The organism is Klebsiella sp. 1SOBk10mer (assembly GCF_046602535.1).
Lineage (GTDB): Bacteria > Pseudomonadota > Gammaproteobacteria > Enterobacterales > Enterobacteriaceae > Klebsiella > Klebsiella quasipneumoniae.
This window is the reverse complement of record NZ_JBKIUP010000004.1, coordinates 77,057-101,362: the sequence shown is the minus strand read 5'-3', so window position 1 is coordinate 101,362 and position 24,306 is coordinate 77,057. Positions and strand designations below refer to the sequence as shown.

The following is a 24,306-nucleotide window of genomic DNA, read 5'->3' as shown; positions in this document are numbered from 1 at the left end:
GACAATTCCACAGAGCGCAGAGGCCTTGTCACGCCCGACAAATTGCGCGACGATCGCGGTATTGATACGAGGAATTCCATGAACGCATTCAACCCTGCGCACTTTCGCGCGCAGTTTCCGGCTCTGGCCGATGCCGGCGTCTATCTCGACAGCGCGGCGACGGCGCTCAAACCGCAGGCGGTGATCGACGCCAGCGACCAGTTTTATCGCCTGAGCGCCGGCAACGTCCACCGCAGTCAATTCGCCGCCGCCCAGCGGCTGACCGAGCGCTATGAGGCGGCCCGCGAGCGCGTGGCGGCGTGGCTGAACGCCCCCTGCGGCAAAGATATCGTCTGGACGCGGGGGACCACCGAGGCCATCAATATGGTGGCGCAGAGCTACGTCCGGCCGCGCCTGCAGCCTGGCGATGAAATTCTCGTTAGCGAAGCCGAGCATCATGCCAACCTCGTGCCCTGGCTGATGGTGGCCGGGCAAACCGGCGCCAGAGTGGTCAAGCTGCCGCTCGGCGCCGACCGCCTGCCGGATATCGCCAGCCTCAGCGCGCTCATCACCCCGCGCAGCCGGGTGCTGGCCATCGGCCAGATGTCCAACGTCACCGGCGGCTGCCCGGACCTGGCTCAGGCCATCCGCCTTGCTCACGCCGCCGGGATGGTGGTGATGGTCGACGGCGCGCAGGGGGCGGTGCATTTCCCCGCGGACGTGCAGGCGCTGGATATCGATTTTTACGCCTTTTCCGGCCATAAGCTGTATGGCCCGACCGGGATCGGCGCCCTGTACGGCAAAAGCGAACTGCTGGCGGCGATGTCGCCCTGGCTCGGCGGCGGGAAGATGATCGCCGAGGTCAGCTTTGACGGCTTTACGCCACAGCCGGCGCCCTATGGCCTTGAGGCCGGTACGCCCAATGTCGCCGGGGTTATCGGCCTCAGCGCCGCGCTGGAGTGGCTGGCGCAGAGCGATATCGGCCAGGCGGAAAACTGGAGCCGCAGCCTGGCGAGCCTGGCGGAAGAGGCGCTGGCGAAACGGCCGGGCTTCCGCTCTTTCCGCTGCCAGCAGTCAAGCCTGCTCGCCTTTGAGTTCGACGGTATTCATCACAGCGATCTGGTGACGCTGCTGGCCGAGTCCGGCATTGCCCTGCGCGCCGGGCAGCACTGCGCCCAGCCGCTGCTGGCGGCTTTAGGAGTCAGCGGCACGCTGCGGGCCTCTTTCGCCCCCTACAATACCCAAGACGATGTTGCAGCGCTGGTCCACGCGGTGGATCGCGCCCTGGAAATTTTGGTGGATTAATGACGACCCTGCACCCCTTCGGCACGACCATTACCGACGCCACGCTGCGCCAGACCTTCGCCCCGCTGAACCAGTGGGAGGATAAATATCGGCAGCTGATTTTATTGGGCAAAAAGCTGCCGACGCTGACCGATGAGCGCAAAGCGCAGGCCCATGAGATTGCCGGGTGTGAGAACCGCGTCTGGCTGGGCTATGAGGAGGACGCCGAGGGCAGGCTGCACTTCTTTGGCGACAGCGAAGGAAGGATTGTGCGCGGTCTGCTGGCAGTACTTTTAACCGCCGTGGAAGGCAAAAGCGCCGCTGAGCTGCTGGCACAGGATCCGCTGGCGCTGTTCGACGAGCTGGGGCTGCGCGGCCAGCTCAGCGCCTCACGCAGCCAGGGCCTCAGCGCCCTGAGCGAGGCGGTGCTCGCCGCCGCCCGCGAGGTTGGGGTTTAAGCTCATCCCGGGGGCGGCGCTTGACGCGCCTTGCCCGGGCTACGGGCTCGTGCAGTTTTGTCGCCCGGACAGGTGCGCAGCGCCGCCTCCGGGGAATTGTCCTGTAGACCGGGTAAGGCGCCTGCGCCGCGACCCGGGAGTTTACGTCGTCTGCCGCTCCGCCTTCGCCAGCATTTTCTTCAGCGCATGGGAGACGGCGACAAAACCAAAGGTCGCGGTCACCATCGTCGCGGCGCCAAAGCCGGATGCGCAGTCCATCCGCTTCGGCCCTTCCGCCGTACTCTTCATCGCGCAGACACTGCCGTCCGCCTGCGGGTAGACCAGCGCTTCCGTAGAGAATACGCAGTCCACGCCGAGCTTGCCTTTACTGTTTTTCACCACCCCAAACTGGCTTTTCAGACGCTCGCGCAGTTTAGCTGCCAGCGGATCCTGGATGGTCTTCGCCAGGTCAGCGACCTGGATCTGCGTTGGGTCAATCTGGCCGCCTGCCCCGCCGGTGGTGACCAGCGGCACTTTGTAGCGGCGGCACCAGGCAATAAGCGCCGCTTTTGGCCGGACGCTATCGATGGCGTCGATGACATAGCTGAAGCCGGCGCCCAGGTATTCGGCCACGTTTTCCGGGGTTACGAAATCATCCACCACCGTCACCCGACACTCCGGGTTGATCAGGCGAATACGTTCCGCCATCACCTCCGCTTTCGCCAGCCCGACGTTGCCGCTGAGGGCGTGGATCTGGCGGTTGGTATTGGTAACGCAGACATCGTCCATATCGATAAGGGTGATCGCCCCGATGCCGGTCCGCGCCAGCGCTTCCGCCGCCCACGAGCCGACCCCGCCGATCCCGACCACGCAGACGTGGGCGTCGGCAAAACATTGCAGCGCTTTTTCACCATATAAACGTGCCGTACCGCCAAAACGCTGGCGCCAGGCATCGCTGATTACAACAGACATAGAACCTCAGAACAAAATGACAGCGCCCGGAGGCCGCCGCAAACGGCGTCATCCGGGCGCCCTGGTCAACAGGCACGGCCAGGGGTGTTAGCCGCTAAAAACATTTCCCGCGCCTGGCGCGTTTTTCAGCACCCATACGCGGCCGTAGTGGTTATACCAGCCGGCACGGTGGCCAGCGTCAGGCCCAATGCCCTGATAGATGTCGAAATGCTGGCCTTTGATGGCCCCGCCAACGTCGAGGGCGACCATCAGACGCAGTTCGTACTGGCCGTTAAACTTGCCGTTATTATCCAGCAGAGGTACCTCGGCCAGCAAGGTGGTTCCCGGCGGAATAATCGACCGGTCGGAGGCCACCGAGGCGCGGCCGATCAGCGGCACGGCGCTGGCGCCTTTCACCGGCGCGAAAGACTGTGGTTTAAAGAACACGAACGACGGGTTCTGCTCCAGCAGCTCGCGCACTTCCGCTTCGCTGTGCTTTTCACCCCACTCGCGGATCGCCTGCATCGACATATCTTCTTTCTTCACTTCCCCGCGGTCGATCAGCACTTTGCCGATGCTGCGATAGGGCCAGCCGTTTTTCCCGGCATAGCTAAAGAAGTTGAGCGGCGAACCGTCGCCAAAATCGATATAGCCGCTGCCCTGCACGTCCATGATGAAGTTATCCATCAGCGAATTGCTGTACGCCAGCACATAGTTGTCGCTCAGCGCGCCGGCATAAATGCTGGCGCGGGACGGCAGCTTGCCGCGCTTCGGCGGCATCCGGTAAATGGGGTACTGGAATTCACCCTGACGGGTGTGGCGCGCCTGCACCACCGGCGTGTAGTAGCCGGTAAACTGGACGTTGCCATAGTTGTCGACGCCCTGCATCTGCCAGGCGTCGATGCCAAACTGGCGCAGCGTGCGGGTGTCGCCGCCGGCGCGCAGCCACTCCTGCAGCGCGTTATAGACGTTGCTCTGGCTGTTATAGAGGCGCGGAGAGGCGTTACGAATTTGATTAACCTGCTCGGAGAAGTCGCCGGCGTTGATCGGCGCCCCGACGGCATCCGGCTGGTTTACCAGTGAAAACGGCTGGGTGAACTTGCCATCGCTATATTGCTGACCGCGGTCGGTCGGTTTTGAGGAACAGGCGGCGAGCATAGCCAGCATTGCCCCCGTCGCTACGTATTTTGCCCAACGTCCTTTCATGGTGTCTCATCTTTTGCTGCGAAGCCTTAGTGCGTGTTGAAGATAACAAAGCGCCAGAGCTATTGAAATGCGCGATCTCATCGATGGCACAGATTTGTGTAAAAAAACACCACAACGTGGCGTTTTATAAGCCAATTCTTACAAAAATGTCGATTTGGTCGAAAAAAGGTTGCATCATCTCGCTAGCGGAGTATAGTGCGCTTCCACGGACGCGGGGTGGAGCAGCCTGGTAGCTCGTCGGGCTCATAACCCGAAGGTCGTCGGTTCAAATCCGGCCCCCGCAACCAATTAAAATTTGATGAAGTAAAGCAGTACGGTGACGCGGGGTGGAGCAGCCTGGTAGCTCGTCGGGCTCATAACCCGAAGGTCGTCGGTTCAAATCCGGCCCCCGCAACCAATCAAATTTGACAACGTGAAGCAGTACGGTGACGCGGGGTGGAGCAGCCTGGTAGCTCGTCGGGCTCATAACCCGAAGGTCGTCGGTTCAAATCCGGCCCCCGCAACCAACATCATAAACACCCTCAAGGGTGTTTTTTTGTTTCTGCCGCCGGCAAAACCTCTGCCGAAAACGGGAACGGCCATTGCCGCCCCCATCTCCTGCTTACCCCTTAGGTAACACAATATTGCTGGCCGCCAGCATGCCCATGCGATGGTACATCGCACAGGCCGCCTCGACGATCGGCATCGCCAGCGCCGCGCCGCTGCCTTCCCCCAGCCGCATACCCATATTGAGATACGGTTCGAGTCCGAGGTGCGCCAGCGCGATACGCGCCCCCTTCTCCGCCGAATAGTGGGACGGGATCAGATACGGTTTTACCGCCGGCGCTATCCGGCACGCCGCCAGCGCCGCCGCGTAAGAGAGAAAGCCATCCAGCACCACCGGCAGCCCGCAGGACGCCGCCCCCAGCATGACGCCGGTCATCCCCAGCAGATCAAATCCACCGACTTTGCTCAGCACGTCGAGGCCATCCTTCGGGTCGGGCTGATTAAGGGCGATAGCCCGCCGCACGACCTCCACCTTGTTGCCAACCTTCGCCAGCGGCAAATTGGCGCCAATCCCAACCACCTCCTGCGCATCGCTGCCGGTCAGGACGCTGACCATCGCCGCCGCCGGCGTGGTATTGGCCATCCCCAGTTCGCCGACGCCAAACAGAGTCACGCCCTCCTGCGCCAGCGCGTGGGTGTAGCGCATCACCTCCAGCAGCAGCTCCTGCCCCTGCTCGCGGCTCATGGCCGGGCCGCGGGCAATATTGCCGCAGCCCCGCGCCACCCGCATATTCACCACGCCGGGCAGCGGTTCGCTATCGATCCCGACATCAATCACGTGCACTTGCGCCCCGGCCTGGGCGGCGAGCACGCAGACGCCGGTGGTGCCGCGGGTCATATTGGCGGCCTGGATGGCCGTGACCGCCTTCGGCGAAATCGCCACCCCTTCGTCCCACACCCCATGGTCGGCGCACATCACCAACAGGGCCTTTTTCGCCACCTGCGGCTGGCCGCCCAGGCCGGGCATTCCCGCCAGCTGCACCGCCAGCGCCTCCAGACGCCCGAGGCTGCCGGGGGGCTTGAGTAAGCCGTCAATGTGTTGCTGTGCCCGCGCCATGGCGTCGGCGTCCGGCGCGGGGATCGCCCGCAGTACCTCGTTTACGCTTTGCATACAGAATCCCTGCCAGGGCTGGCCCGGTCGGCCAGCGATTGAGTTATTTGATTTTGACGCCGATGCCGGAGACCACCAGCCAGACCGCATCCGCCGCAGCCGCCAGGCGCTGATTGACCCGCCCGGCGATATCACGAAAATGCCGCGCCAGGCGGTTCTCCGGCACAATGCCCATCCCCACCTCGTTGGTCACCAGCACGACGTGCGCCGGGCAGCGCTGACAGGCGGCAATCAGCACGCCAATTTCGTCATCAATAGCCCGCTCCATGGCGGCGTAATCCCAGACGTCGGGGTCGCTGTCGCCGCCGAGCGCGAACAGCAGGTTGGTGACCATGGTGGTAATGCATTCCAGCAAAATCGCCTCCTCTGGGGCGGTATCCGGGGTGATCAGTTCATCAAGCTGCTGCCAGCGCTCGGCGGTGCGCCAGTGGGCGGGCCTGCCGTCGCGATGATGCTGGATCCTTGCGGCCATCTCGTCGTCAAAGATTTGCGAGGTGGCGATATATAAAACCTGCGGCGCATCGGCAATCAGCGCCTCGGCATGGCGGCTTTTGCCGCTGCGCGCGCCGCCGGTAACCAAAGTCAGCATAGGGGCTCCTGATGTTGGCGCATGATGGCGTAAATTTGATCGATGGCGATATGTTCGCGCATGGCATCGGCCAGCAGGTCAAACTGGCGGGTTTTATAGCGGGCATACTCCAGGGCGCTGTCCAGCGGCGCCAGCCCTTTGCGCTGACGCAGGCCGTTAACCAGCGCCCGGGTAAAGGCATCGCTGTCGAACAGGCCATGGAGATAGGTGCCGAACGCCAGGCCGTCGTCGCTGACCGCGCCGTCTGCCACTGACTGTCCAGCTTTATGCAGCTGCAGCAGCGGCGCGCAGCCTGCCTCACGGCGCGTCTCGCCCATATGAATTTCGTAGCCACTGACCCGCAGCCCCGCCGCGTCGGCTAACCAATCCGGGAGGTTAGCCTCCAGGGTCGCCTGCACCTGAGTGGTGGTTTTGCGCTGGGCGAAGTGGGTCACGGTCTTCAGCACCCCCAGTCCGGGCTGGGTGCCAAGGCCAGACTCCACCTCATCGATAATGGTTTCGCCGAGCATCTGATAGCCGCCGCAGATCCCCAGCAGCGGCACCTTGCGCTGCCGGGCCTGCTCGACCGCGTTCGCTATGCCGCTTTCACGCAGCCAGCACAGATCGCCGAGGGTATTTTTACTGCCCGGGAGAATGACCAGGTCGGCGTCGGCCAGCGCCTGCGGGTCGCGGACATAGCGCACCCGGACGTCAGGCTGCGCCGCCAGGGCGTTAAAGTCGGTAAAATTGGCAATATGCGGCAGGTGAACGACGGCGATGTCGATATCGCGCCGGTCGGTGCGGTGGTATTTCCCGGCCTGCAGCGCCACGCCGTCCTCATCCTCAAGGTCAACTTCAAGCCACGGCATAACGCCCAGCACCGGCACGCCGGTCAACGCCTCGATCTGCTCGATCCCCGAGCGCAGGAGCGCCACATCGCCGCGGAATTTATTGATAATCACCCCTTTCACCCGCGCTCGCTCCTCGGGCTGCAGCAGCGCCAGCGTGCCGTAAATCGCGGCAAATACCCCGCCGCGGTCGATGTCGGCCACCAGGATCACCGGGCACTGCGCCATTTCGGCCATGCCCATATTGACGATATCGCGGTCGCGCAGGTTAATTTCCGCTGGGCTGCCGGCCCCTTCCAGCACCAGCGCCTCATACTCCCCGGCCAGGCTCTGGTAGACCGCGAGGATCTGCTCGCGCAGGCGTGGCTTGTACTGGTGATAGCTCACCGCGTCCATGCTGGTCGCCACCTCCCCCATCAGCACCACCTGCGCCTGACGGTCGCTGGTGGGCTTGAGCAAAATCGGATTCATGCGGACATCCGGGGCGATCCCGGCTGCTTCGGCCTGGAAAATCTGCGCCCGGCCCATCTCTTTGCCATCCGGCGTAATGCCGGAGTTCAGCGCCATATTCTGTGATTTAAACGGCGCGGTGCGCAGTCCATCCTGATAAAAAATGCGGCACAGTCCCGCCACCAGCACGCTTTTCCCGACGTCGGAAGCGGTGCCCTGTAACATAATCGCCAGCGTCATGACGCCTCCTTAATCGCGCCTATCGCATCGTTGCGCATCCGCTGAAAAAACTCCGCTTCGGTTTTACACAGCGGCAGCCCCAGTTCGCTATGAAGTTTCACCAGCCACGGCTGGGTCAATCCCGCCCGGGCCATGGTCTCCGCGCAAGCAAACACCTCGCCGGGTTCCCCTTCGGCCAGCACTTCGCCGTGCCGCAGAACGTAAACGGCGTCGCTCACCTCATAGATCAGATCGATATCGTGGCTGGAGATCGCCACGTGGTTGCCGCGATCGGCAATGCGCTTGATGATGTCGATCATCTGCGCGCGCCCGCGGGGATCGAGGCCCGCGGTGGGCTCGTCAAGCAGCAGGTAGCGCGCCTGCAGCACCAGCGCCCCGGCGATCGCCACCCGTTTTTTCTGCCCATGACTGAGGCACTGGATCGGCTGCTGGCGAAACCCCTGGGCATCGACGAGGGTCAGCGCCTCATCCACCCGGCGGGCGATCTCCTCTTCCGCCACCCCGAGGTTACGCAGACTAAAAGCGATATCGCTGTCGATATCGGTATAGAAGATTTGCTGGTCCGGATCCTGAAACACCGTCGCCACCTGCTGGCGCAGCGCCAGCAGACCGCGCTTGCTGTAGTCCAGCGCCTCTCCCTGCCACAGCACCGCCCCCTGCTGCGGGCGCAGCAGGCCGCTCAGGTTCATAAACAGCGTCGACTTTCCGCAGCCGTTGGCCCCCACCAGGCCGGTCACCGCATGGCGGGAAAAATCCAGCGTCAGCCCTTTAAGCACCGGCTCATCCTGATAGCGAAACCAGAGATCGGTTGTGGCAAGCATACTTATCCTTAGAGGTGAAAATCACCCTGGTACAATTTGATATCCAGCGCCGTGCTCATCTGTTGATAGCGCAGGAGGACGCGGGTGAACAGCAGTCCCACCAGCATCGCCAGCGAGCGATAGCCCTGCGGCACGCTACCATAGCCAAAACGCAGGGTTTGCGCGCGGTGAATCGCCATCGCCTCGTCCAACAGAATAAAAATGAAGCGCCAGGTCAGCAGGATCTGCTCCGTCAGCAGCCGCGGTACACGACCGCGCTTGAGTAAAATAATCAACTGCGGGAAAGGCAGATTGAGCACCAGCCAGAGCGTCGCCGCCATCGCCGCCAGGCTGCGCCAGAAAGTCTCCCCGGCCACGGCCAGCCCCTGGGCGGAAATCCCTATCGAGAAAGCGCCCAGCCGAAAGCTCGCTAACAGCATCTGCGGGTCGCGGCTGACGCTGAACAGAATGGTCAGCACGCCGACCAGCAAAAAGCCAAAGGGCAGCGCCATCCAGCGGCACCAGCGCTTGAATGAGACCCGTAGCAGCCAGCAGGTCAGCGCGGCGGTTAGCGCCAGCGTCAGCGCCTGGCCCCATGCCGGAAGCGTAAAGGCCAGCGCCATCAGCAGCAGCCAGAGCAGAAACTTCCGCTCTGGCGCCACCTGCAGCCAGCGGCTCTGGTAGCTGAGTCGGTCAAACCCGGTCATCACGGCGCTGTCTGCCCCTCGCATATCCGAGAATGTAAAAAATCACCGCCGCGCCCAGCGAGCCCTGCAGGGTAAACAGCAGGCTCTCAATCTCGCCGCTCGCCGGTTCATATAGCGGCTGGAACCAGGGTTGATAATCCGGCGCCACCGCCTGGATCTGGCTCTCCGCTTCGCCGTCCGAGCCGCCAAACTCGCCGCCGTGGTTAATAAAAAATGGCAGGATCATCAGGGCGACCACCATCGCCAACAGGATCAGGGTCTTTTTCATATTAATGTCCCTCCGCGGCGATCAGTCGCCGTTTGGTTAGCTGATCGTAGATCATCACGGTGAGCAACCCTTCCGCGATGGCGATCGGGATCTGCGTCAGGCAGAAGATGCCCATAAACTTGGCGATCGATCCACCTGCTCCGGTTGCCGGATCGGGAAAGGCCACCCCGAGCTGGACGGAGGTGACAAAGTAGGTCATCAGATCCGCCAGCATGGCGCAGAGAAAGACCCCGACATCGCGACGGATCCCCGCCCGACAGGCCAGCTTCCACACCAGATAGCCGACCATCGGACCGATCACCGCCATCGACATCCCGTTGGCGCCAAGGGTGGTCAGGCCGCCATGCGCCAGCAGCAGCGCCTGGAACAGCAGAACGATCGCCCCCAGCACCGCCACTACGCCCGGCCCGAAGAGGATCACCGCCAGACCAACGCCGGTGGGATGCGAGCAGCTGCCGGTCACCGATGGGATCTTCAGCGCCGAAAGAACAAAAATAAACGCCCCGCAGAGAGCCAGCAGCACCTTCTGATTGCTCTCTTCCTGGACGATACGCCGCAGGCGCACCAGGCCGTACCACAGGCAGGGTAAAAACAGCAGCCACCACGCCAGCGCCCACATCGGCGGCAAAAAGCCCTCCATGATATGCATGGCGAACGCCTCCTGTGGGACGATGATCAGCAGAACAGCAGCCGCCAGCCCCCCATACGAAAGCTGCTTCAGCGATTGCACCTGATTCATTACGCCTCCTCCCACTGTTTGTTAACCAGGATGGTCGAGAAATAGGGCAGCGGCTGGTCATCGCTGACCTCGCGCAGGCTGCGCCAGCACTGCTCACCCGGCAGGGTGGCCTCTGACATCATCAGCGCCGCATCCAGCAGCCCCGCCTGCGCCAGCAGCGCCTTAATGCGGGCGAAGCGGCCGTAGACTTTCATCAGAACCAAACTGTCATGCTGGCGCAGCGCCGCGGCAATGTCCGCTTCCGGCGCGGTGCAGGAGATCACCGCCAGCGACTGCTGCTCCATGGCCAGCGGGGTTTTCGCCCGCGCAGCAATGGCGGCGAAGGAGGTAACGCCAGGGACAATCTCCAGCCAGTCCGGGCAGCCAATCCGCTGCAGCAGAAAGACCCAGGTGCTGAACAACATGGCATCGCCGAGGGTGATAAACCCGACCTGCCTGCCCGCCGCCACTTCCTGGGTCAGCGCCGCGACGACATCGTTCCACACCGCCTCTTTTTCCGCGCTGTCGGCGCTCATCGGAAAATGGCAGCAGCGGACCTCCGTGTGTGCGCCAAGGTACTCGCGCACGATGGAGAGGGCCAGGCTGTCGCCGCCTTTGCGACCGGCTGGCGCATACAGCACATCCAGCTGGCCGAGGATCCGCGCCGCACGCACAGTGATCAGATCGGCCGCCCCCGGCCCGGTGCTCAGGGCGTACAGTTTGCCGCTCATGCTGCTTTCTCCATCGCGTTATTCAGCGCCTGCTGCAGATGGGCGACGAACATAGCCCGCACCGCCGGATTTTCCCCTAACCCGCTCAGCCACGGCGTTGCCGTGATACCGGCGGCGTTGAACAGCGTTTTCCAGGAGTCCTCTTCGTCCGAGGCCATATCGTTAATGGCGTGATCGCCGGCCACCAGCATCAGCGGCATCAGGTGCACGCCGGTCACGCCCTGGCGAGCGAGTTCGTTAATCACGATGTCCACTTCGGGATAGCTTTCCACCGCCCCCACCCGCGCCGGAAAACCCTGCACCGCCATCATATGATCCAGACAGGCGTAGGCCGCGAAGGCGTGGTGGCTGGCGCCATGCCCCATAAATACCACTCGTTCCGTCGCCGCCAGCGGCGGCATCTGCTGGCGCAGGGCCTGCATTAGCTGCACGTAATCGCCATGACCGCTCAACAGCGGCGCGCCCAGCGTCAGACGCTGAAAGCGCGGGCGCATGCTCTGCACTTCGCGAACGATCTTCTCGTACTCGTCGCCGTTGATAATGTGCAGGGACTGGATCGCCACATCCTGGTACCCCTGCTCGGCCAGCTTTTGCAGGGCCTGCAGCGGGGTATCGATATGGATGCCGTCGCGCTGCTGCAGTTTGCGAATAATCATCCCCGAGGTGAAGGCGCGAAACAGCGTGCGGTCCGGGCAGCTGGCGGCCAGATCGCGCTCGCAGGCGGCGATGTTCTTCTCGCGGGTGTCGTGATAGCTGGTGCCAAAGCTCACCACCAGAAGTGCTTTTTTCATATCCTGTTCCTCAAGTCGCCGACAGCCAGCGCGTCAGCCGCGCAGCGAAATCGGCCTGGCTTTGCAGTAATTCATCGCCCGTCACCAGCGGCGCCGGACGGGTAATGACGATGCAGGGGATCCCCGCATCGAGACAGGGTTGTACTTTTTCCTGATAGCCCCCTTCCGCCCCAGAGGCTTTCGTCACCACGACGTCGGCCCGGCACTGGCGATAAAAGGCGGCGTTAAATTCAGCGCTGAACGGCCCGCAGAGGGCAAAGATCTCCCCCACGCCAAATCCCAGTTCGCTGCAGTGCTGAACTACCTCCGGCACCGGCAGCACCCGGGCAAGCAGCGTTTTATCCGCCAGCCCCGCCCGCCAGGCCACCAGATCTTTGCTGCCGGTGGTCAGCAGGATCCGCTCGCCGAGGCGATGGGCTACCGCGCAGGCCTCGTTCAGATCGCCGACGACGTGAAGAAGCGGATGGCGCAGATCGCTCAGCTGCTCCGGCCTTTGATAGCGGCTGAGCAAGACTCCGACGCTGGCGCAGGCGCGTACAATATTCTCGCTGACCACCTCGGCGTAGGGGTGAGAGGCGTCGATTACCCAGCGGGTGCGTTGCGCCTTCAGCCACTCCGCCATCTGCTGCCACTCCATGCGCCCGCAGCGTATCTGGCCACGGATAGCGCCGGCCAGCTGCTCGCCGGTGGAGGTCGCCACCGACAGGGTGTAGCGCACGCCGGCGGCGTCCAGCTGCTGGCAGATCGCCCGCGCATCGCTGGTGCCCCCGATAACCAGCACGTCGCCGTGGTTCACAGCGCGTAGCCTCGCGGGGTAATCATCAGACCGTTATCGATGTATGTCGCTTTGTTGCCGACGATCACCAGGCTGGTCATATCCACCGGGGCGAAATCCATCTCCCCGAGGGTGGTCAGCCATTTCTCCTGCTTTTTACGCCCGGCGGATTTGACCACGCCAACCGGCGTATCCGCGCTTTTGCTGGCCGCCAGCAGCGCAAAGGCGCGCGCCAGATGCCCTTCGCGGCCGCGGCTGCGGGGGTTGTAAAAACAGATAACGAAGTCCGCTTCCCCGGCGGCGACAATGCGTTTTTCAATCACCGACCACGGCGTCAGCAGATCGCTGAGGCTGATATGGCAGAAATCATGCATCAGCGGCGCGCCGAGCAGCGAGGCGGCGGCGATACTGGCCGTCATCCCCGGGATCAGGCGGACCTCAATGTCCAGCCGCTGCTTATTAACCAGCTCCAGCACCAACCCCGCCATGCCGTAGATGCCGGCGTCGCCGCTGCTGATCAGCGCCACGTTGTGCCCGGCCTGCGCCAGCTCGATGGCCGCCTGGCAGCGTTCAATCTCTTTGCACATGCCGGTTTTGATCACCTGCTTGTCACCGGTAAAGGCTTTTACCAGGTGGGTGTAGGTCTTGTAGCCCACCACAATCTCCGCCGCCTGCAGGGCCTCCACGGCTTCCATGGTCATCATCGCCTGCGAGCCAGGGCCAATTCCGATTACGCTTAACATCAGTGTGAAACTCCCAAAGTAATAGTGACGCCCTGCTCGCGCAGGGTTTCGCCGGACAGGTTTCCCTGACTCAGCAGCCAGGCCACCGGGCCGGAGACGCTGCCGACGCCGACCGTCTCCCGGACAAAAGACGAGGCCGGAAAGCGGTGCTCGTGCTCGCGCAGCGCCTCGGCGCTGAAGGTTTCGAACGGCACCCGGCAGCGATGAGCCAGCTGGCGGAGCCCCGGCTCGTTTGCCTTCAGGCTCACGCTGCCGATCGCTTTCAACGCCAGTGGGTCAAGGCGCTGGGCAGCAAGCTGGCGCTCCAGCAGCGTACTGAGCAGCGCGCAGGGGGTGTCGCGCCGGCAGCCGATCCCCGCCACCACCCGCTGGGGCACCAGCTTCCAGTGAGGTATCGGCAGCGGCGGCAGCGACCGGCGCAGGGTGATGCAGATCAGCGCGTCGAGCGACGGCAAGCGCGTAAGGTTCCTCACCGGAATAAAGCCGCGCTGGTCGCAGCGGCTTAGCGCCTCGGTAAATTCAGCGTCGCACCACAGTCCCACCCGCTTACCGCTCACCAGCATCTGATTAACGGTTTTCACCGTCGCGCGAAAATCGGTCATCCGGGCGTTCAGCTCAACAGCCAGTGTGTCGAGGGCGGCCAACTCGTTGACGTCGGTTGCGGTGGTGATCACCGGGTCGGCGCCGAGCATCCCGGCGAGATAGCGGGTCAGGGCATTGGCCCCCCCGGCATGGCCGGAGAGCAGGCTGATGACGTGCCGGGCGCGCTCATCAATCACCACCACCGCCGGGTCGCTGAGCTTGTCATTCACCAGCGGCGCCAGCACCCGCACGGCAATCCCGGTGGCGCCGATAAAAATCAGCGCCGAAAAGCTGCTGAACGCCTCGCGGGCAGCGCTGGCAAAGCCGCCGTTAAAGGGGATAAACCCCTCCTCCTGCAGCGCCTCGCTGGTGTAGCAGGTGAGCGGCAGCATGGCCGCCAGCCTTTTTGCCAGCCGCACGCCGCCGGGCGTCAGGCAAAACAGGGCAATGGATTCAGGCTTTACGGTATTCATGGCTAAAATCCGCTGCGTACAGTTTGGAGTAGTGATACTCATCGCCGAGGAAGGGACCGACGAGGATCAGCGCCGTTTTGCGGATCCCGGCGTCGCGTACCTTATCGCCGATGTCCGCAAGGGTTCCGCGGACGGTCTGGCTTTCCGGCCAGGTGGCCTTATAGATCACCGCGACCGGGGTGGTCGCCGGGTAGCCGCCCTCCACCAGCCGCTCCGCCACCCGGTGAATACGCTGCACCGACAGGTAAATCGCCATCGAGGTCTGGTGGCTGGCAAAGGCCTCCAGCTGTTCGCGCGCAGGAACCGGCGTGCGCCCTTCCAGACGGGTAATAATCAGACTTTGCGATACCTCGGGCACCGTATATTCCACCCCCAGCTCCGCCGCCGCCCCGAGGAAGGCGCTGACGCCCGGCACCACCTGCCAGCGGATCCCGCGGCGGGTCAGCTCTTCGCCCTGCTCGCGCACCGAGCCGTACAGCGAGACGTCCCCCGTCTGCAGGCGCACCACCGTTTTTCCCGCCTTCACGCCCGCTTCCATCAGATCGAGGATCTGCTCCAGATGCAGCGCGGCGCTGTCGTGACACTCCGCCTGTGGCGGACAGTAGGCCAGCAGCTCGGTGTTGATCAGCGACCCGGCGTAGATCACCACCTGCGCCTGCTGCAGCAGACGGTAGCCTTTGAGAGTAATCAGTTCGCGATCGCCAGGACCGGCGCCGACGAACCACACGCAATGGGGATCAAAAGTCTCAGCCATGGTTTCCTTCCTTCTGACAGGCGATGACAAAAACGGGATTATGGGGTTTGAAGTAGTGGCCGCTGCCCAGCGTGGTCAGCGATGAGACGTTCAGCTGCAGGCAATCAATCTGTGTAATCCCCCGCTGCTGCAGATAGTCGAGAGCCGCATTCAGGTTCTCCTGCAGGATAAAAGTCATCACCAGACGGCCACCGGGATAGAGCTGCTGCCACGACCAGTCAATGAGCTCGTCGAGGCGGCCGCCGCTGCCGCCCATAAAAATGGCGTCGGCGCGTTCGGTCATCACCATCGGCGCTTCGCCGGGCAGGATCTCAATATTGCCGCAGGCGAAATGCTGGCGGTTTTCGTCCAGCAGCCGGAGAGCCGCGGGGTTGCGTTCGATGGCGGTTACCTGCAAAGAGGGATACTGCAGCGCCGCCTCAATCGACACGCTGCCGGTACCGGCGCCGATATCAATCAAGTGGCTTGCCCGGTGTAGCTCAAGTTTGGCCAGCGCCAGCGCGCGAACCGCCTCTTTGGTCATCGGCACCTTCTCGCCGCGCAGAAAAAGCTCATCTTTCATCGAGGATCACCACCGCGTTCATCTCATATTCGGCATCGACCTCACTGACCGGTAGCCAGTGGATCCGCTCGTTATCCATCGCCAGATTTTCGCCAATCACCATCCAGCGATACCCTTTACCCCGCGCCGCCAGCTGGGCGGCGATTTCCCGCGGCCCGCAGCGCCCGTCGGTCACCATCGCCACCTTGCGCTGGCGCGCCAGCTCATCAAAACAGACGTCCCGTCCGTGGCTGCTGGTCAGCCAGATATCGTTCATATCGATACCGGCCTTCGCGCAGAGATACTGCACCGCGCTGATGCCGGGGATAATGCGCACGCGCTCGATGCCAAAGTGGGCGATCAGCCGCGTGCCGATGCCGTAAAAGAGCGGGTCGCCTGAGGCCAGCACCACCACTTTCTGCGCTGCGCGTTCGCCGAGCCAGACCAGCAGTTCGGCAATATTGGCGCCCAGCGCAAACCGTTCGCCGCGAAATCCGGGGAACTGATCTAAATGCCGCTTACCGCCTACCAGCGCATCCGCGCTGGCGACCGCATCTTGCGCCGCCGGCGTCATCAAATGCAGGCCTGACGGCCCCATGCCGACCACCGTTAACATGACATCTCCCGCGCAATCTCGGCGATCGGCCGATTGCTGCCGAGAACCTTGTTATCAAAGGAGAACATGATGGCGTCGCAGACGGGCGGCGCTTTGGTAAAGCGCAGCATCTGCATCACCCGCAGACAGATGCGTTCAGCAAGATGGTTATAGATAGGCTGAAAACCGTACGCGTCGATGTGCTCCATCGCCGCTTCGGTGGTATCGCATTCGCTCACCAGCTGCAGCAGCGCCAGCGGTGCCCCCTGCAGCGCCAGATGCGCGACCAGCGTTTCCATGCGCGCATCGGCGATATGGCTGTGGGTATGGAAGATCCCGGCGGCGACTTTAATCAACTTGCCGGGATGGCCAATCAGCACAATCTGACGGAACCCGAGGCGCACGGCCTCTTCAATCATGTAGCCGACGAAGTTGCTCATGGTGACCACCACCTGCGAGTCGATGCCCATCTGCTCACGTACGAAGCGCTCGCCGTGGTTCCCCGGCACCAGCACCACGCGCTCCAGTCCGGCGGCGCGTTTGATCTCCAGCTCGAGGGAGAGCGAGCGCTTCCAGCTCTCTTCCGACATCGGGGTGACGATCCCGGTGGTGCCGATAATCGAAATCCCGCCGAGGATCCCCAGCCGCGCGTTATAGGTTTTTTGCGCCCGCACCTCGCCCTCCGGGGCGAAAATCTCTACCGTCGCCCCGCGCGACGGGCCAATCGCCTCGCGCACCGCCGACTCGATGGTGTGGCGCGGGGTGCGGTTAATCGCCGGGCTGCCGATGGGCAGGCCGATCCCTTTGCGGGTGACTGTGCCGACACCTTCGCCGCCGCGCAGGGTTATCTCGCCGGAGTCGTCGAGCGTCACGCGGGCGAAAATCAGCATCCCGTGGGTGGCGTCAACGTCGTCGCCGCCGTCTTTACGAATCGCGGCGATCGCCTGCTGCCCTTCGACGTGCGGCGACTCGACGTTAAGGCACAGGGTCACGCCGGAAGGGGTGACAATGGAGACCTGATGAATGAGGTGCTGGCGCATCACCATCAGCGCCGCCACCTTTGCCGCCGCCGTCGCGCAGGAGCCGGTGGTGTAGCCCTTGCGCAGGGCTTTGCCGTGATGCCACACCGGGTCGTCAAAGGCCTGATCGCTCATTGCGCCTCCCGCAGGTGGTACAGCAGGGCGTTCACAATTGCTGCCGCCACGTTGCTTCCCCCTTTGCGGCCGAGCGCAGCGATAGCCGGCAGGCCGCTCTCGCTGAGCGCCGCTTTCGACTCCGCGGCGCCGACGAACCCGACCGGCACACCCACCACGCCGCCGATAGCCGTTTCGCGGTGTTCCAGCAGGCGAAACAACGCAGTTGGCGCATTGCCAAAGACAAACACTTTCTCCCCGGGCTCCTGCACCGCAATATCCACCGCCGCCATCGAGCGGGTCATCCCCCGGCTTTGCGCCTCGCGCACCACCCGCGGGTCGCTGATATAGCAGCGGCATTCGCCGCCAAAGCGGGCTAACAGGGTTTTGTTGATCCCGGACAGCGCCATGGTGGTATCGGTATACAGGGTGCAGGGCCGGCTCAGCGCCTCGCTCAGAGCGATCAGGGCATCCGGAGAAAACCACAGAATATCCAGCCACTCGAAGTCAGCGGTGGTGTGGATCACCCGCTTGATAATCGCCTCGTGCAGCGGGCTGGCGAAACGGTAGTCCGGTCGCGTTTCGGCGATGATCTCGCTGATGATGTCGAAGCTTTTCGCCTCAATCGCCTGCGGTTGTTGTATGTACTGCATCAGGTTCTCCTCAGGCCGCGCCGACCAGCCAGTAGCGCAGGCCGATGAACAGCGCCAGCGCCAGGGTTGACGCCACCCACATCAATCGAATGGTTCGGGAAATATCGTCCACCGCAATGTCGCGGACGGCGTCGCCTATCCAGGGTTTTTCAACGCGCTGGCCGAAGTAGTCGTTCGGGCCGCCAAGGCGGATCCCCAGCGCGCCGGCGACGGTCGCTTCCGGCCAGGCGCAGTTAGGACTGCTGTGCTGATAGCGATCGCGCCAGCCCGTCCGCAGCGCCCGGGCGCCATCTTCCCGACATACCACGGCGGCGAGGCTAAGCAGCAGCCAGCTCAGCCGGGCGGGAAGGAAGTTGGCCACATCGTCAAGACGGGCGCTGACCATGCCGATCGCCCGGTATTTTTCGTGCTTATAGCCGACCATGGAATCGAGGGTGTTGACCGCCTTATAGGCCATGGCCAGCGGCGCGCCGCCCAGCAGCAGGAAGAAGAGCGGCGCGATAATGCCGTCGACGGTGTTTTCCGCCACGGTTTCCACCACCGCGCGGTTAATCTGCTGCGGCTGGAGCTGTGTGGTGTCGCGCCCGACAATCCACGACAGCTTGCTACGGCTTTCCGCCAGATCCCCCGCGCGCAGCGGTCGCTCGACGTCCCGCGCCGACTGCGCCAGACAGCGCCCCGCCAGCACGGTGAAGATCATCCATACCTCCACCAGCCATCCCAGCCAGGGGTGGATCCCGCGCGCCAGCGCCAGTACGCCCCAGGCCACAGCCCACGTCAGGCCGGTCACCACCAGCCACATCACTCCGCCGCCGATGCGCAGCGTCCGCTCGCTATGGCAGACGCGCCGCACCACGCGCTGGCTGATGTTGATCAGACGACCTATCCAGCGCACCGGATGCGGCCAGTGCGGCGGATCGCCAATGACGACATCGAGTATCCAGGCCACACACCAGGCGAGAAGAGTCATAGCGTCCTCCTTGCCGCCTGCAGCCAGTGGTTGAGCATGGTGGGTCGCTGGGCAAAATGGACATGGAGATAGCTGGCAAAGGCGCTGCCGGACTGCCATCCTCCCTGCCACTGCTGAAGCGTCTTGCCGTCCCGCTGTTTACGGCAGGCCAGCACGGCGGCGGTGGCGGGAGTAAAATCGGAGTAATGAAATTCATGGCCGCGCAGCCACTCGCCGGGGGCGGCCAGCAGCGTTTGCTGCTGCGCCTGCGCTTCGCAGTAGCCGAACCGGGTCAGACGCGTCCCCATCCGGCTGTAGCCGGGAATGATATCCGCCATCGCATAGCACTCGCCGCCGGTGACCTCCAGGGCGGAGCCCAGATACATCAGGCCGCCGCACTCGGCGTAGATCGCCACCCCGCGCCGGTGCGCCGCGCGGAGCTGCGCCAGCATCTCCTGGTTGGCTGACAGGCCGGCCGCGTGCAGCTCCGGGTAGCCGCCGCCAAGCCAGATCATCTGGCAGGCCGGCAGCTGGCGATCGCGCAGCGGGCTAAAGCGCACGATCTTCACGCCGCAGCGGACCAGCAGCGCCAGGTTATCGGGATAATAAAAATTGAAGGCCTCGTCGTCGGCGAGGGCCAGCGTCAGCCCTTCGCCGGCGTCGGCGGCAAGCTGCTCCCCCCACTCGCCGGCCGGCAGGTTCGCCAGTTCGCTGAGGGACAGCAGCCGGTCGATGTCGAGGGTGCGCCCCAGCAGGCTGGCAAAATCCCGCCATGCCTGTTGATTAACCATCGACTCGCGGGCGGTCACCAGCCCCAGATGCCGCTCGGGCAGCGCCACGCCTTCCACGCGCGGCACATAACCGAGCACCGGCGCCTGGCAGTAGCGCTCAATGGCGCTTTTCAGCAGCTGGAAGTGAGTGTCGCTGTTGACGCGATTAACGATCACGCCGGCGATATTGAGGGCCGGATCAAAATGTTGAAAGCCCATCACCGTGGCGGCGATGGAGGTCGAGACCGCTTTGCCATCCACCAGCAAAATCACCGGGCAGCCAAGCTGTTTGGCCATCGCCGCGCTGCTGCAGTAGTTGGGGTCGGTGCCGTAGCCGTCATAGAGGCCCATCACCCCTTCAATGACTGCGATATCGGCCTGCTGCAGCTGGTCGGCAAACAGCGCGTTGAGTATCGGGGCGGGAAGCATAAAGCTGTCGAGATTGCGGGAGGCGACGCCGCTGATGGCGGTGTGCCAGGCGGTGTCTAAATAGTCTGGCCCCACTTTACAGGGTTGCACCCGCAAACCGCGCTGTTGGAGCAAGCTGAGCAGGCCGAGCGTCACGGTGGTTTTGCCACAACCGCTACCGGTACCCGCAAGAATGAACGCACGCCTGGTTGCCATACCCTGTCCTGTTCAGGTGGTCAGAGTATAGCTGCGCGCATGCCTGGTCCTGCGACCACGCACCGCTAAGCCACCCACTTCCCACCGAAGTTGTTGGTCTGTTACCGGCAGGCAGGTCTTCTGGCTTAGCTTCGTTCTCGCCCGCCCTTCCCAATCTTACGATCAGTGGTTTTTACGGGGTCGTCAGCATCACAGCAGCGGGGGCTGCGGGGGATTGACACCCCCTTCCCTGACACCAAACTGGTGTCGAACCTGTCGGTTTTATTCGCCGATGCGCCCTGCATCGGCGGTTAATGTTTCAAGCTTACTTTTACCGCCTTATCCCCCGCCAGAATGACGCCTGCGGAGTGAAGCGGTTTTGAATAATCATCGGTCTCGTATTAACGGACACTCTATCCCATCACAAAAATAAAAACTGGTGTAGTTTATCCCTCGAATATCATTATTTTGTTGCGCTATGACAATTTATTGCTCTACTGTCGTTTTTTTCATTTTATAATGATGAAGATACTCCGGGATATCAAAAATCGGCAATAGCAAAATATTGTCATTTAAAATGACTCAGTTTGTGATCCGGCATTAATTTGCTGACGAAACGCCTGCGGCGTTACCTGATAGGTCTGGCGAAACACTTTACAAAAATAGCTGGTTTGCGAAAAACCTAAATTCCGCGCAATGCTGGCAATGCTCCAGTCGCTGTGGCAAAGCAGCTCTTTTGCGCTCGCCATCCGCTGCTGATTGACCCAGGCGTTAAAGCCGATCCCCTGATATTTTTTAAACAATTTGCTGAAGTAGTACGGGCTGAGATAGACGTGCGCCGCCACCTCCTCCAGACGCAGTTCATCAGAGAGATGCGCGTCGATATAGCGCAGCGCCTTCTTCATTTTGCCATCGTGCGGCGAGGCCGCCCGGCTGCTCTGCGCCGGGTCGTTCTGCGGCGGGTTATCCTTGATAACCACGAAGTTAAGCTGTTTTTTCAGGCAATTCTCGACGATCAGCTTGAGCAGATCCGCAGAGGCGATAACCCGCGAATAGTCCATCTCAGGCACATCGCGAAACGCCTGAACCAGCGCCGGATCGTCCTGCCAGCGGTCATCCACGTTAAGGATGTCCACCAGTTCGATATCGTTGCTCAGACGAACCTGGCCGCAGAGCACAAAGCCCACAAGGTGCCCGGCGATAACCAGCGGAATGGAAAAATCGGTTAACCCGGCGTGGCAGCGGTAGATACAGAGCGCATCGGTTTTCGAGGCCTCGAGGCCGCCGCAGCGGTCGCTCATGCGACAGCGGGAGCTGTGCTGGGGGTGCTGGCGCATCAGCTGGCAGAAAGGGGTGAAGTTAAACAGTTCAGATATTTCATCACCGTGAATATTGACAACCACAACCGCCAGACTGGTGGCCTGCGCAAAATCCTGTGCGATTTTATTAATGAGTTCTGAGTTCAGTGTGCTCGCAGAAATCATGATAAAACCTCTCAGTTAATTTTTTGTTATAAATAAAACATTTCTTTAATATTCACTTCCTTTCATCATCATTTACCGCCAACGATAAAAGAATATTACGATAGCAAAAGTCTCCCATCCGTGGGAGACGTTTTTAGCCAGTTCGTGATACCGGTTCATGAAAATTTTTCGCTATTTCAGCGGATGCATTAATCCTCTAATTTACAGGTATTACACGGTAGATTATTACCAATCAGATAACGATAGATGGCCGCGCCGAGACAGGCGCCGATCAGTGGCGCAATAATCGGCACAATAAAGTACGGTATATCCCTTCCGCCGGTCATCGCGATATCGCCCCAACCCGCCATCCACGTAAACAGCTTCGGCCCAAAATCACGCGCCGGATTCATCGCAAAACCGGTCAGCGGCCCGGTTGAAGCGCCAATGACCGCCACCAGCAGGCCGATCAGCAGCGGGGCCAGCGGCCCTTTCGGTACGCCGTTGCCGTCGTCGGTCAGCGCCATAATCATCCCCATCAGCATGGAGGTGATCACCACTTCAACCAGCGCCGCATGCCAGATGCTCAGCGATGCCGCCGGGTAGGTGCTGAAAATACTCGCCAGCTGCAGGCTCTCTACGCTGCCGCGCGCGATATGGTGGGCGGATTCAAACTCGGTAAACATCGTGCTGTACAGCACATAGGCCAGCACCGCGCCGCCAAAGGCGCCGGCAACCTGTGAAACGATATAGGGGAAAACTTTTCGTCCGGGAAAGCAGGCAAACAGCCATAACGCGACGGTCACCGCCGGGTTGAGATGGCCGCCGGAGATCCCCGAAGTCAGATACACGGCAAGCGAGATCCCCAGCCCCCAGATAATGCATATCTCCCACAGTCCGAGGCTGGCTCCCGCCACCTTTAACGCGCTCAGGCAGCCGATGCCGAAAAACAAAAATAGCCCGGTGCCCAAAAACTCGGCGGTACATTGCGCTTTTAACGAATCATTCATTATGACACCTTCTTAGCAGAGTTCGTGTCCTGACCAGCCAACATCCTGCTGGCAGTAGAGTACAACAGGCACCACTATATGAACTCCCGTCCGCAAATTGTTGGCAACCTGCTGACGGCAGCCTCCGGAAAATTCGGGCATCAATAACAAATTATTGTCATTAAATAACGCAGAATTGCATTGCTCACGCGCGGCTTTCGCCATTATGCCACCACCATGGCATGCAAAAATATTGCTAAAACCAGCTCATCGTTTTCCAACAAACATCACAAATCAGTTTCTCGCGCATAGCAGATAAAATTGAAATCGTCATGAACAAATTTGTAAATATGGAATATACAAAACAAGATAATCACATCAACACAAATAAAAATAATAATTAACATCAAACACTTAAATAAATAAAAGACAATTTTATATTATCCAATACCCACTATTTTTTCACCATCACATTGAAGTCAGCCATTCTTTTTCCTCGCATCTTCTTATAGTCCCCACTATCGGAACACTCCATGCGAGGTCTTTATGCAACAAGAAGCACTAGGAATGGTAGAAACCAAAGGCTTAACCGCAGCCATAGAGGCCGCTGATGCAATGGTTAAGTCAGCCAATGTGATGTTAGTGGGCTATGAAAAGATTGGCTCCGGGCTGGTCACCGTCATCGTGCGCGGCGACGTTGGCGCGGTGAAAGCGGCCACCGATGCCGGTGCCGCCGCCGCACGTAACGTGGGAGAAGTGAAAGCCGTACACGTCATCCCACGCCCTCACACCGATGTAGAAAAAATCTTACCGAAGGGAATTAGCCAATGAGCAGCAATGAGCTGGTTGAACAGATCATGGCTCAGGTGATTGCCCGTGTGGCAACGCCGGAACAGCAGGCCATCCCTACTGAAAACCATCCAATACGAGAGACGGCTATGGCAGAAAAAAGCTGCAGTTTAACGGAATTTGTCGGGACCGCCATTGGCGACACCCTGGGACTGGTGATCGCCAACGTCGATACCGCCCTGCTGGACGCGATGAAGCTTGAAAAACGCTATCGCTCCATCGGCATTCTCGGCGCCCGCACCGGCGCAGGCCCGCACATTATGGCGGCGGACGAAGCGGTGAAAGCCACCAACACCGAAGTGGTCAGCATTGAGCTTCCGCGCGATACCAAAGGCGGCGCGGGCCACGGTTCGCTGATTATTTTAGGCGGCAACGACGTTTCCGATGTTAAGCGCGGTATCGAAGTCGCCCTGAAAGAGCTCGATCGCACCTTTGGCGATGTTTACGGCAATGAAGCCGGACATATAGAGCTGCAGTACACCGCCCGCGCCAGCTACGCCCTGGAAAAAGCCTTCGGCGCGCCGATTGGCCGCGCCTGCGGCATTATCGTCGGCGCACCGGCCTCCGTTGGCGTGCTGATGGCCGATACCGCCCTGAAGTCAGCCAACGTAGAAGTCGTGGCGTATAGCTCTCCGGCGCACGGCACCAGCTTCAGTAACGAAGCCATCCTGGTGATTTCCGGCGACTCCGGCGCGGTCCGCCAGGCAGTCACCTCCGCGCGCGAAATCGGTAAAACCGTCCTTGCGACCCTCGGTGCTGAACCGAAAAACGATCGCCCCTCCTACATCTGATACCCGCG

General features: G+C 61.6%; 27 protein-coding genes, 3 tRNA genes and 1 riboswitch. Of the genes, 7 read left to right on the top strand and 23 right to left on the bottom strand.

Annotated features, from left to right (window positions below):
- Nucleotides 1-78: 78 nt before the first annotated feature.
- Nucleotides 79-1,284, top strand: coding sequence for a cysteine desulfurase CsdA (gene csdA / locus ACLH1I_RS12875; protein ID WP_151629047.1), 1,206 nt, complete (start codon nucleotides 79-81; stop codon nucleotides 1,282-1,284).
- Nucleotides 1,284-1,721, top strand: a complete 438-nt coding sequence (gene csdE, locus ACLH1I_RS12870; protein ID WP_048295494.1) for a cysteine desulfurase sulfur acceptor subunit CsdE — start codon at nucleotides 1,284-1,286, stop codon at nucleotides 1,719-1,721. The genes csdA and csdE overlap by 1 nt, the downstream gene beginning before the upstream one ends.
- A gap of 141 nt (nucleotides 1,722-1,862) precedes the next feature.
- On the opposite strand, the gene tcdA is transcribed toward csdE, so the two are convergent.
- Together tcdA and mltA are read right to left on the bottom strand one after the other, a co-directional pair.
- Nucleotides 1,863-2,672 carry a tRNA cyclic N6-threonylcarbamoyladenosine(37) synthase TcdA gene (gene tcdA, locus ACLH1I_RS12865; RefSeq protein ID WP_012540708.1) on the bottom strand — a complete coding sequence of 270 codons (810 nt, stop codon included), beginning with the start codon at nucleotides 2,670-2,672 and terminating at the stop codon, nucleotides 1,863-1,865.
- Between the two features lie 87 nt (nucleotides 2,673-2,759).
- Nucleotides 2,760-3,857 (bottom strand): murein transglycosylase A, encoded by a 1,098-nt coding sequence (gene mltA / locus ACLH1I_RS12860; RefSeq protein WP_002915579.1) that lies wholly within the window; start codon nucleotides 3,855-3,857, stop codon nucleotides 2,760-2,762.
- Between the two features lie 210 nt (nucleotides 3,858-4,067).
- Here mltA and ACLH1I_RS12855 point away from each other — a divergent pair.
- The 3 genes from ACLH1I_RS12855 (at nucleotide 4,068) to ACLH1I_RS12845 (ending at nucleotide 4,363) form a co-directional block, all read left to right on the top strand.
- A tRNA-Met gene (locus tag ACLH1I_RS12855) sits at nucleotides 4,068-4,144 on the top strand.
- A gap of 33 nt (nucleotides 4,145-4,177) precedes the next feature.
- Nucleotides 4,178-4,254: transfer RNA gene (locus tag ACLH1I_RS12850), tRNA-Met, on the top strand.
- Nucleotides 4,255-4,286: 32 nt separating this feature from the next.
- Nucleotides 4,287-4,363: transfer RNA gene (locus ACLH1I_RS12845), tRNA-Met, on the top strand.
- A 95-nt stretch (nucleotides 4,364-4,458) separates the two neighbouring features.
- On the opposite strand, the gene cobT is transcribed toward ACLH1I_RS12845, so the two are convergent.
- From cobT to pduF, 21 genes are all read right to left on the bottom strand, one after another.
- On the bottom strand, nucleotides 4,459-5,514 hold the full coding sequence (gene cobT, locus ACLH1I_RS12840; RefSeq protein WP_049003261.1) for a nicotinate-nucleotide--dimethylbenzimidazole phosphoribosyltransferase: 1,056 nt from the start codon (nucleotides 5,512-5,514) through the stop codon (nucleotides 4,459-4,461).
- A 43-nt stretch (nucleotides 5,515-5,557) separates the two neighbouring features.
- Nucleotides 5,558-6,103, bottom strand: a complete 546-nt coding sequence (cobU, locus tag ACLH1I_RS12835; protein WP_017899201.1) for a bifunctional adenosylcobinamide kinase/adenosylcobinamide-phosphate guanylyltransferase — start codon at nucleotides 6,101-6,103, stop codon at nucleotides 5,558-5,560.
- Complete coding sequence (locus ACLH1I_RS12830; protein ID WP_198079864.1) at nucleotides 6,097-7,620, bottom strand: cobyric acid synthase; 1,524 nt, start codon at nucleotides 7,618-7,620, stop codon at nucleotides 6,097-6,099. The genes cobU and ACLH1I_RS12830 overlap by 7 nt, the downstream gene beginning before the upstream one ends.
- Nucleotides 7,617-8,441 carry an energy-coupling factor ABC transporter ATP-binding protein gene (locus ACLH1I_RS12825; RefSeq protein ID WP_151629043.1) on the bottom strand — a complete coding sequence of 275 codons (825 nt, stop codon included), beginning with the start codon at nucleotides 8,439-8,441 and terminating at the stop codon, nucleotides 7,617-7,619. The genes ACLH1I_RS12830 and ACLH1I_RS12825 overlap by 4 nt, the downstream gene beginning before the upstream one ends.
- Nucleotides 8,442-8,449: 8 nt before the next feature.
- Nucleotides 8,450-9,127 carry an energy-coupling factor ABC transporter transmembrane protein gene (locus ACLH1I_RS12820; RefSeq protein ID WP_049092081.1) on the bottom strand — a complete coding sequence of 226 codons (678 nt, stop codon included), beginning with the start codon at nucleotides 9,125-9,127 and terminating at the stop codon, nucleotides 8,450-8,452.
- On the bottom strand, nucleotides 9,114-9,395 hold the full coding sequence (locus ACLH1I_RS12815; RefSeq protein WP_004205507.1) for an energy-coupling factor ABC transporter substrate-binding protein: 282 nt from the start codon (nucleotides 9,393-9,395) through the stop codon (nucleotides 9,114-9,116). The genes ACLH1I_RS12820 and ACLH1I_RS12815 overlap by 14 nt, the downstream gene beginning before the upstream one ends.
- Before the next feature lies 1 nt (nucleotide 9,396).
- Nucleotides 9,397-10,134, bottom strand: a complete 738-nt coding sequence (gene cbiM / locus ACLH1I_RS12810; RefSeq protein WP_004205506.1) for a cobalt ECF transporter S component CbiM — start codon at nucleotides 10,132-10,134, stop codon at nucleotides 9,397-9,399.
- Nucleotides 10,134-10,844: a cobalt-factor II C(20)-methyltransferase gene (locus ACLH1I_RS12805; protein WP_062914396.1), complete on the bottom strand. Its 711-nt coding sequence runs from the start codon at nucleotides 10,842-10,844 to the stop codon at nucleotides 10,134-10,136. Before ACLH1I_RS12805 ends, cbiM begins: the two co-directional genes overlap by 1 nt.
- Nucleotides 10,841-11,635, bottom strand: coding sequence for a sirohydrochlorin cobaltochelatase (gene cbiK, locus ACLH1I_RS12800; RefSeq protein ID WP_017899205.1), 795 nt, complete (start codon nucleotides 11,633-11,635; stop codon nucleotides 10,841-10,843). Before cbiK ends, ACLH1I_RS12805 begins: the two co-directional genes overlap by 4 nt.
- A 10-nt stretch (nucleotides 11,636-11,645) precedes the next feature.
- The gene (locus tag ACLH1I_RS12795) at nucleotides 11,646-12,431 is read right to left on the bottom strand and encodes a cobalt-precorrin-6A reductase (protein ID WP_136023378.1); all 786 of its coding nucleotides are present in this window, start codon (nucleotides 12,429-12,431) and stop codon (nucleotides 11,646-11,648) included.
- Nucleotides 12,428-13,153: a precorrin-3B C(17)-methyltransferase gene (locus tag ACLH1I_RS12790; protein ID WP_023319046.1), complete on the bottom strand. Its 726-nt coding sequence runs from the start codon at nucleotides 13,151-13,153 to the stop codon at nucleotides 12,428-12,430. The genes ACLH1I_RS12795 and ACLH1I_RS12790 overlap by 4 nt, the downstream gene beginning before the upstream one ends.
- Nucleotides 13,153-14,208 (bottom strand): cobalt-precorrin 5A hydrolase, encoded by a 1,056-nt coding sequence (cbiG, locus tag ACLH1I_RS12785; RefSeq protein ID WP_004205497.1) that lies wholly within the window; start codon nucleotides 14,206-14,208, stop codon nucleotides 13,153-13,155. The genes ACLH1I_RS12790 and cbiG overlap by 1 nt, the downstream gene beginning before the upstream one ends.
- Complete coding sequence (locus ACLH1I_RS12780) at nucleotides 14,189-14,962, bottom strand: cobalt-precorrin-4 methyltransferase (protein WP_004149602.1); 774 nt, start codon at nucleotides 14,960-14,962, stop codon at nucleotides 14,189-14,191. The genes cbiG and ACLH1I_RS12780 overlap by 20 nt, the downstream gene beginning before the upstream one ends.
- Nucleotides 14,955-15,524: a decarboxylating cobalt-precorrin-6B (C(15))-methyltransferase gene (locus ACLH1I_RS12775; protein WP_023319048.1), complete on the bottom strand. Its 570-nt coding sequence runs from the start codon at nucleotides 15,522-15,524 to the stop codon at nucleotides 14,955-14,957. The genes ACLH1I_RS12780 and ACLH1I_RS12775 overlap by 8 nt, the downstream gene beginning before the upstream one ends.
- A complete protein-coding gene (locus ACLH1I_RS12770) occupies nucleotides 15,514-16,119 on the bottom strand; it encodes a cobalt-precorrin-7 (C(5))-methyltransferase (RefSeq protein ID WP_004205493.1) in 606 nt (201 codons plus the stop codon). The genes ACLH1I_RS12775 and ACLH1I_RS12770 overlap by 11 nt, the downstream gene beginning before the upstream one ends.
- Entirely contained in the window at nucleotides 16,113-17,252 is a 1,140-nt protein-coding gene (gene cbiD / locus ACLH1I_RS12765; protein ID WP_004205492.1) for a cobalt-precorrin-5B (C(1))-methyltransferase CbiD, read from the bottom strand. The genes ACLH1I_RS12770 and cbiD overlap by 7 nt, the downstream gene beginning before the upstream one ends.
- A complete protein-coding gene (locus tag ACLH1I_RS12760; protein ID WP_004205491.1) occupies nucleotides 17,249-17,884 on the bottom strand; it encodes a cobalt-precorrin-8 methylmutase in 636 nt (211 codons plus the stop codon). Before ACLH1I_RS12760 ends, cbiD begins: the two co-directional genes overlap by 4 nt.
- Before the next feature lie 10 nt (nucleotides 17,885-17,894).
- The gene (gene cbiB, locus ACLH1I_RS12755) at nucleotides 17,895-18,854 is read right to left on the bottom strand and encodes an adenosylcobinamide-phosphate synthase CbiB (protein ID WP_004205489.1); all 960 of its coding nucleotides are present in this window, start codon (nucleotides 18,852-18,854) and stop codon (nucleotides 17,895-17,897) included.
- Entirely contained in the window at nucleotides 18,851-20,227 is a 1,377-nt protein-coding gene (locus tag ACLH1I_RS12750) for a cobyrinate a,c-diamide synthase (RefSeq protein ID WP_151629041.1), read from the bottom strand. Before ACLH1I_RS12750 ends, cbiB begins: the two co-directional genes overlap by 4 nt.
- A gap of 92 nt (nucleotides 20,228-20,319) precedes the next feature.
- A riboswitch (cobalamin riboswitch) is annotated at nucleotides 20,320-20,498 on the bottom strand.
- Nucleotides 20,499-20,778: 280 nt separating this feature from the next.
- The gene (gene pocR / locus ACLH1I_RS12745; protein WP_004205486.1) at nucleotides 20,779-21,690 is read right to left on the bottom strand and encodes a transcriptional regulator PocR; all 912 of its coding nucleotides are present in this window, start codon (nucleotides 21,688-21,690) and stop codon (nucleotides 20,779-20,781) included.
- Between the two features lie 188 nt (nucleotides 21,691-21,878).
- Nucleotides 21,879-22,679, bottom strand: coding sequence for a propanediol diffusion facilitator PduF (gene pduF / locus ACLH1I_RS12740; protein ID WP_004105118.1), 801 nt, complete (start codon nucleotides 22,677-22,679; stop codon nucleotides 21,879-21,881).
- Between the two features lie 525 nt (nucleotides 22,680-23,204).
- Here pduF and pduA point away from each other — a divergent pair.
- Together pduA and pduB are read left to right on the top strand one after the other, a co-directional pair.
- The gene (gene pduA / locus ACLH1I_RS12735) at nucleotides 23,205-23,489 is read left to right on the top strand and encodes a propanediol utilization microcompartment protein PduA (protein WP_001183618.1); all 285 of its coding nucleotides are present in this window, start codon (nucleotides 23,205-23,207) and stop codon (nucleotides 23,487-23,489) included.
- Nucleotides 23,486-24,298: a propanediol utilization microcompartment protein PduB gene (gene pduB, locus ACLH1I_RS12730; protein ID WP_004205485.1), complete on the top strand. Its 813-nt coding sequence runs from the start codon at nucleotides 23,486-23,488 to the stop codon at nucleotides 24,296-24,298. The genes pduA and pduB overlap by 4 nt, the downstream gene beginning before the upstream one ends.
- Nucleotides 24,299-24,306: the final 8 nt, after the last annotated feature.

Excerpts from the sequence above, each read along its gene's own strand:
- csdA (WP_151629047.1), top strand. The coding sequence starts at position 79 with ATGAACGCATTCAACCCTGCGCACTTTCGCGCGCAGTTTCCGGCTCTG.
- csdE (WP_048295494.1), top strand. The coding sequence starts at position 1,284 with ATGACGACCCTGCACCCCTTCGGCACGACCATTACCGACGCCACGCTG.
- tcdA (WP_012540708.1), bottom strand. The coding sequence starts at position 2,672 with ATGTCTGTTGTAATCAGCGATGCCTGGCGCCAGCGTTTTGGCGGTACG.
- mltA (WP_002915579.1), bottom strand. The coding sequence starts at position 3,857 with ATGAAAGGACGTTGGGCAAAATACGTAGCGACGGGGGCAATGCTGGCT.
- cobT (WP_049003261.1), bottom strand. The coding sequence starts at position 5,514 with ATGCAAAGCGTAAACGAGGTACTGCGGGCGATCCCCGCGCCGGACGCC.
- cobU (WP_017899201.1), bottom strand. The coding sequence starts at position 6,103 with ATGCTGACTTTGGTTACCGGCGGCGCGCGCAGCGGCAAAAGCCGCCAT.
- ACLH1I_RS12830 (WP_198079864.1), bottom strand. The coding sequence starts at position 7,620 with ATGACGCTGGCGATTATGTTACAGGGCACCGCTTCCGACGTCGGGAAA.
- ACLH1I_RS12825 (WP_151629043.1), bottom strand. The coding sequence starts at position 8,441 with ATGCTTGCCACAACCGATCTCTGGTTTCGCTATCAGGATGAGCCGGTG.
- ACLH1I_RS12820 (WP_049092081.1), bottom strand. The coding sequence starts at position 9,127 with ATGACCGGGTTTGACCGACTCAGCTACCAGAGCCGCTGGCTGCAGGTG.
- ACLH1I_RS12815 (WP_004205507.1), bottom strand. The coding sequence starts at position 9,395 with ATGAAAAAGACCCTGATCCTGTTGGCGATGGTGGTCGCCCTGATGATC.
- cbiM (WP_004205506.1), bottom strand. The coding sequence starts at position 10,134 with ATGAATCAGGTGCAATCGCTGAAGCAGCTTTCGTATGGGGGGCTGGCG.
- ACLH1I_RS12805 (WP_062914396.1), bottom strand. The coding sequence starts at position 10,844 with ATGAGCGGCAAACTGTACGCCCTGAGCACCGGGCCGGGGGCGGCCGAT.
- cbiK (WP_017899205.1), bottom strand. The coding sequence starts at position 11,635 with ATGAAAAAAGCACTTCTGGTGGTGAGCTTTGGCACCAGCTATCACGAC.
- ACLH1I_RS12790 (WP_023319046.1), bottom strand. The coding sequence starts at position 13,153 with ATGTTAAGCGTAATCGGAATTGGCCCTGGCTCGCAGGCGATGATGACC.
- cbiG (WP_004205497.1), bottom strand. The coding sequence starts at position 14,208 with ATGAATACCGTAAAGCCTGAATCCATTGCCCTGTTTTGCCTGACGCCC.
- ACLH1I_RS12780 (WP_004149602.1), bottom strand. The coding sequence starts at position 14,962 with ATGGCTGAGACTTTTGATCCCCATTGCGTGTGGTTCGTCGGCGCCGGT.
- ACLH1I_RS12775 (WP_023319048.1), bottom strand. The coding sequence starts at position 15,524 with ATGAAAGATGAGCTTTTTCTGCGCGGCGAGAAGGTGCCGATGACCAAA.
- ACLH1I_RS12770 (WP_004205493.1), bottom strand. The coding sequence starts at position 16,119 with ATGTTAACGGTGGTCGGCATGGGGCCGTCAGGCCTGCATTTGATGACG.
- cbiD (WP_004205492.1), bottom strand. The coding sequence starts at position 17,252 with ATGAGCGATCAGGCCTTTGACGACCCGGTGTGGCATCACGGCAAAGCC.
- ACLH1I_RS12760 (WP_004205491.1), bottom strand. The coding sequence starts at position 17,884 with ATGCAGTACATACAACAACCGCAGGCGATTGAGGCGAAAAGCTTCGAC.
- cbiB (WP_004205489.1), bottom strand. The coding sequence starts at position 18,854 with ATGACTCTTCTCGCCTGGTGTGTGGCCTGGATACTCGATGTCGTCATT.
- ACLH1I_RS12750 (WP_151629041.1), bottom strand. The coding sequence starts at position 20,227 with ATGGCAACCAGGCGTGCGTTCATTCTTGCGGGTACCGGTAGCGGTTGT.
- pocR (WP_004205486.1), bottom strand. The coding sequence starts at position 21,690 with ATGATTTCTGCGAGCACACTGAACTCAGAACTCATTAATAAAATCGCA.
- pduF (WP_004105118.1), bottom strand. The coding sequence starts at position 22,679 with ATGAATGATTCGTTAAAAGCGCAATGTACCGCCGAGTTTTTGGGCACC.
- pduA (WP_001183618.1), top strand. The coding sequence starts at position 23,205 with ATGCAACAAGAAGCACTAGGAATGGTAGAAACCAAAGGCTTAACCGCA.
- pduB (WP_004205485.1), top strand. The coding sequence starts at position 23,486 with ATGAGCAGCAATGAGCTGGTTGAACAGATCATGGCTCAGGTGATTGCC.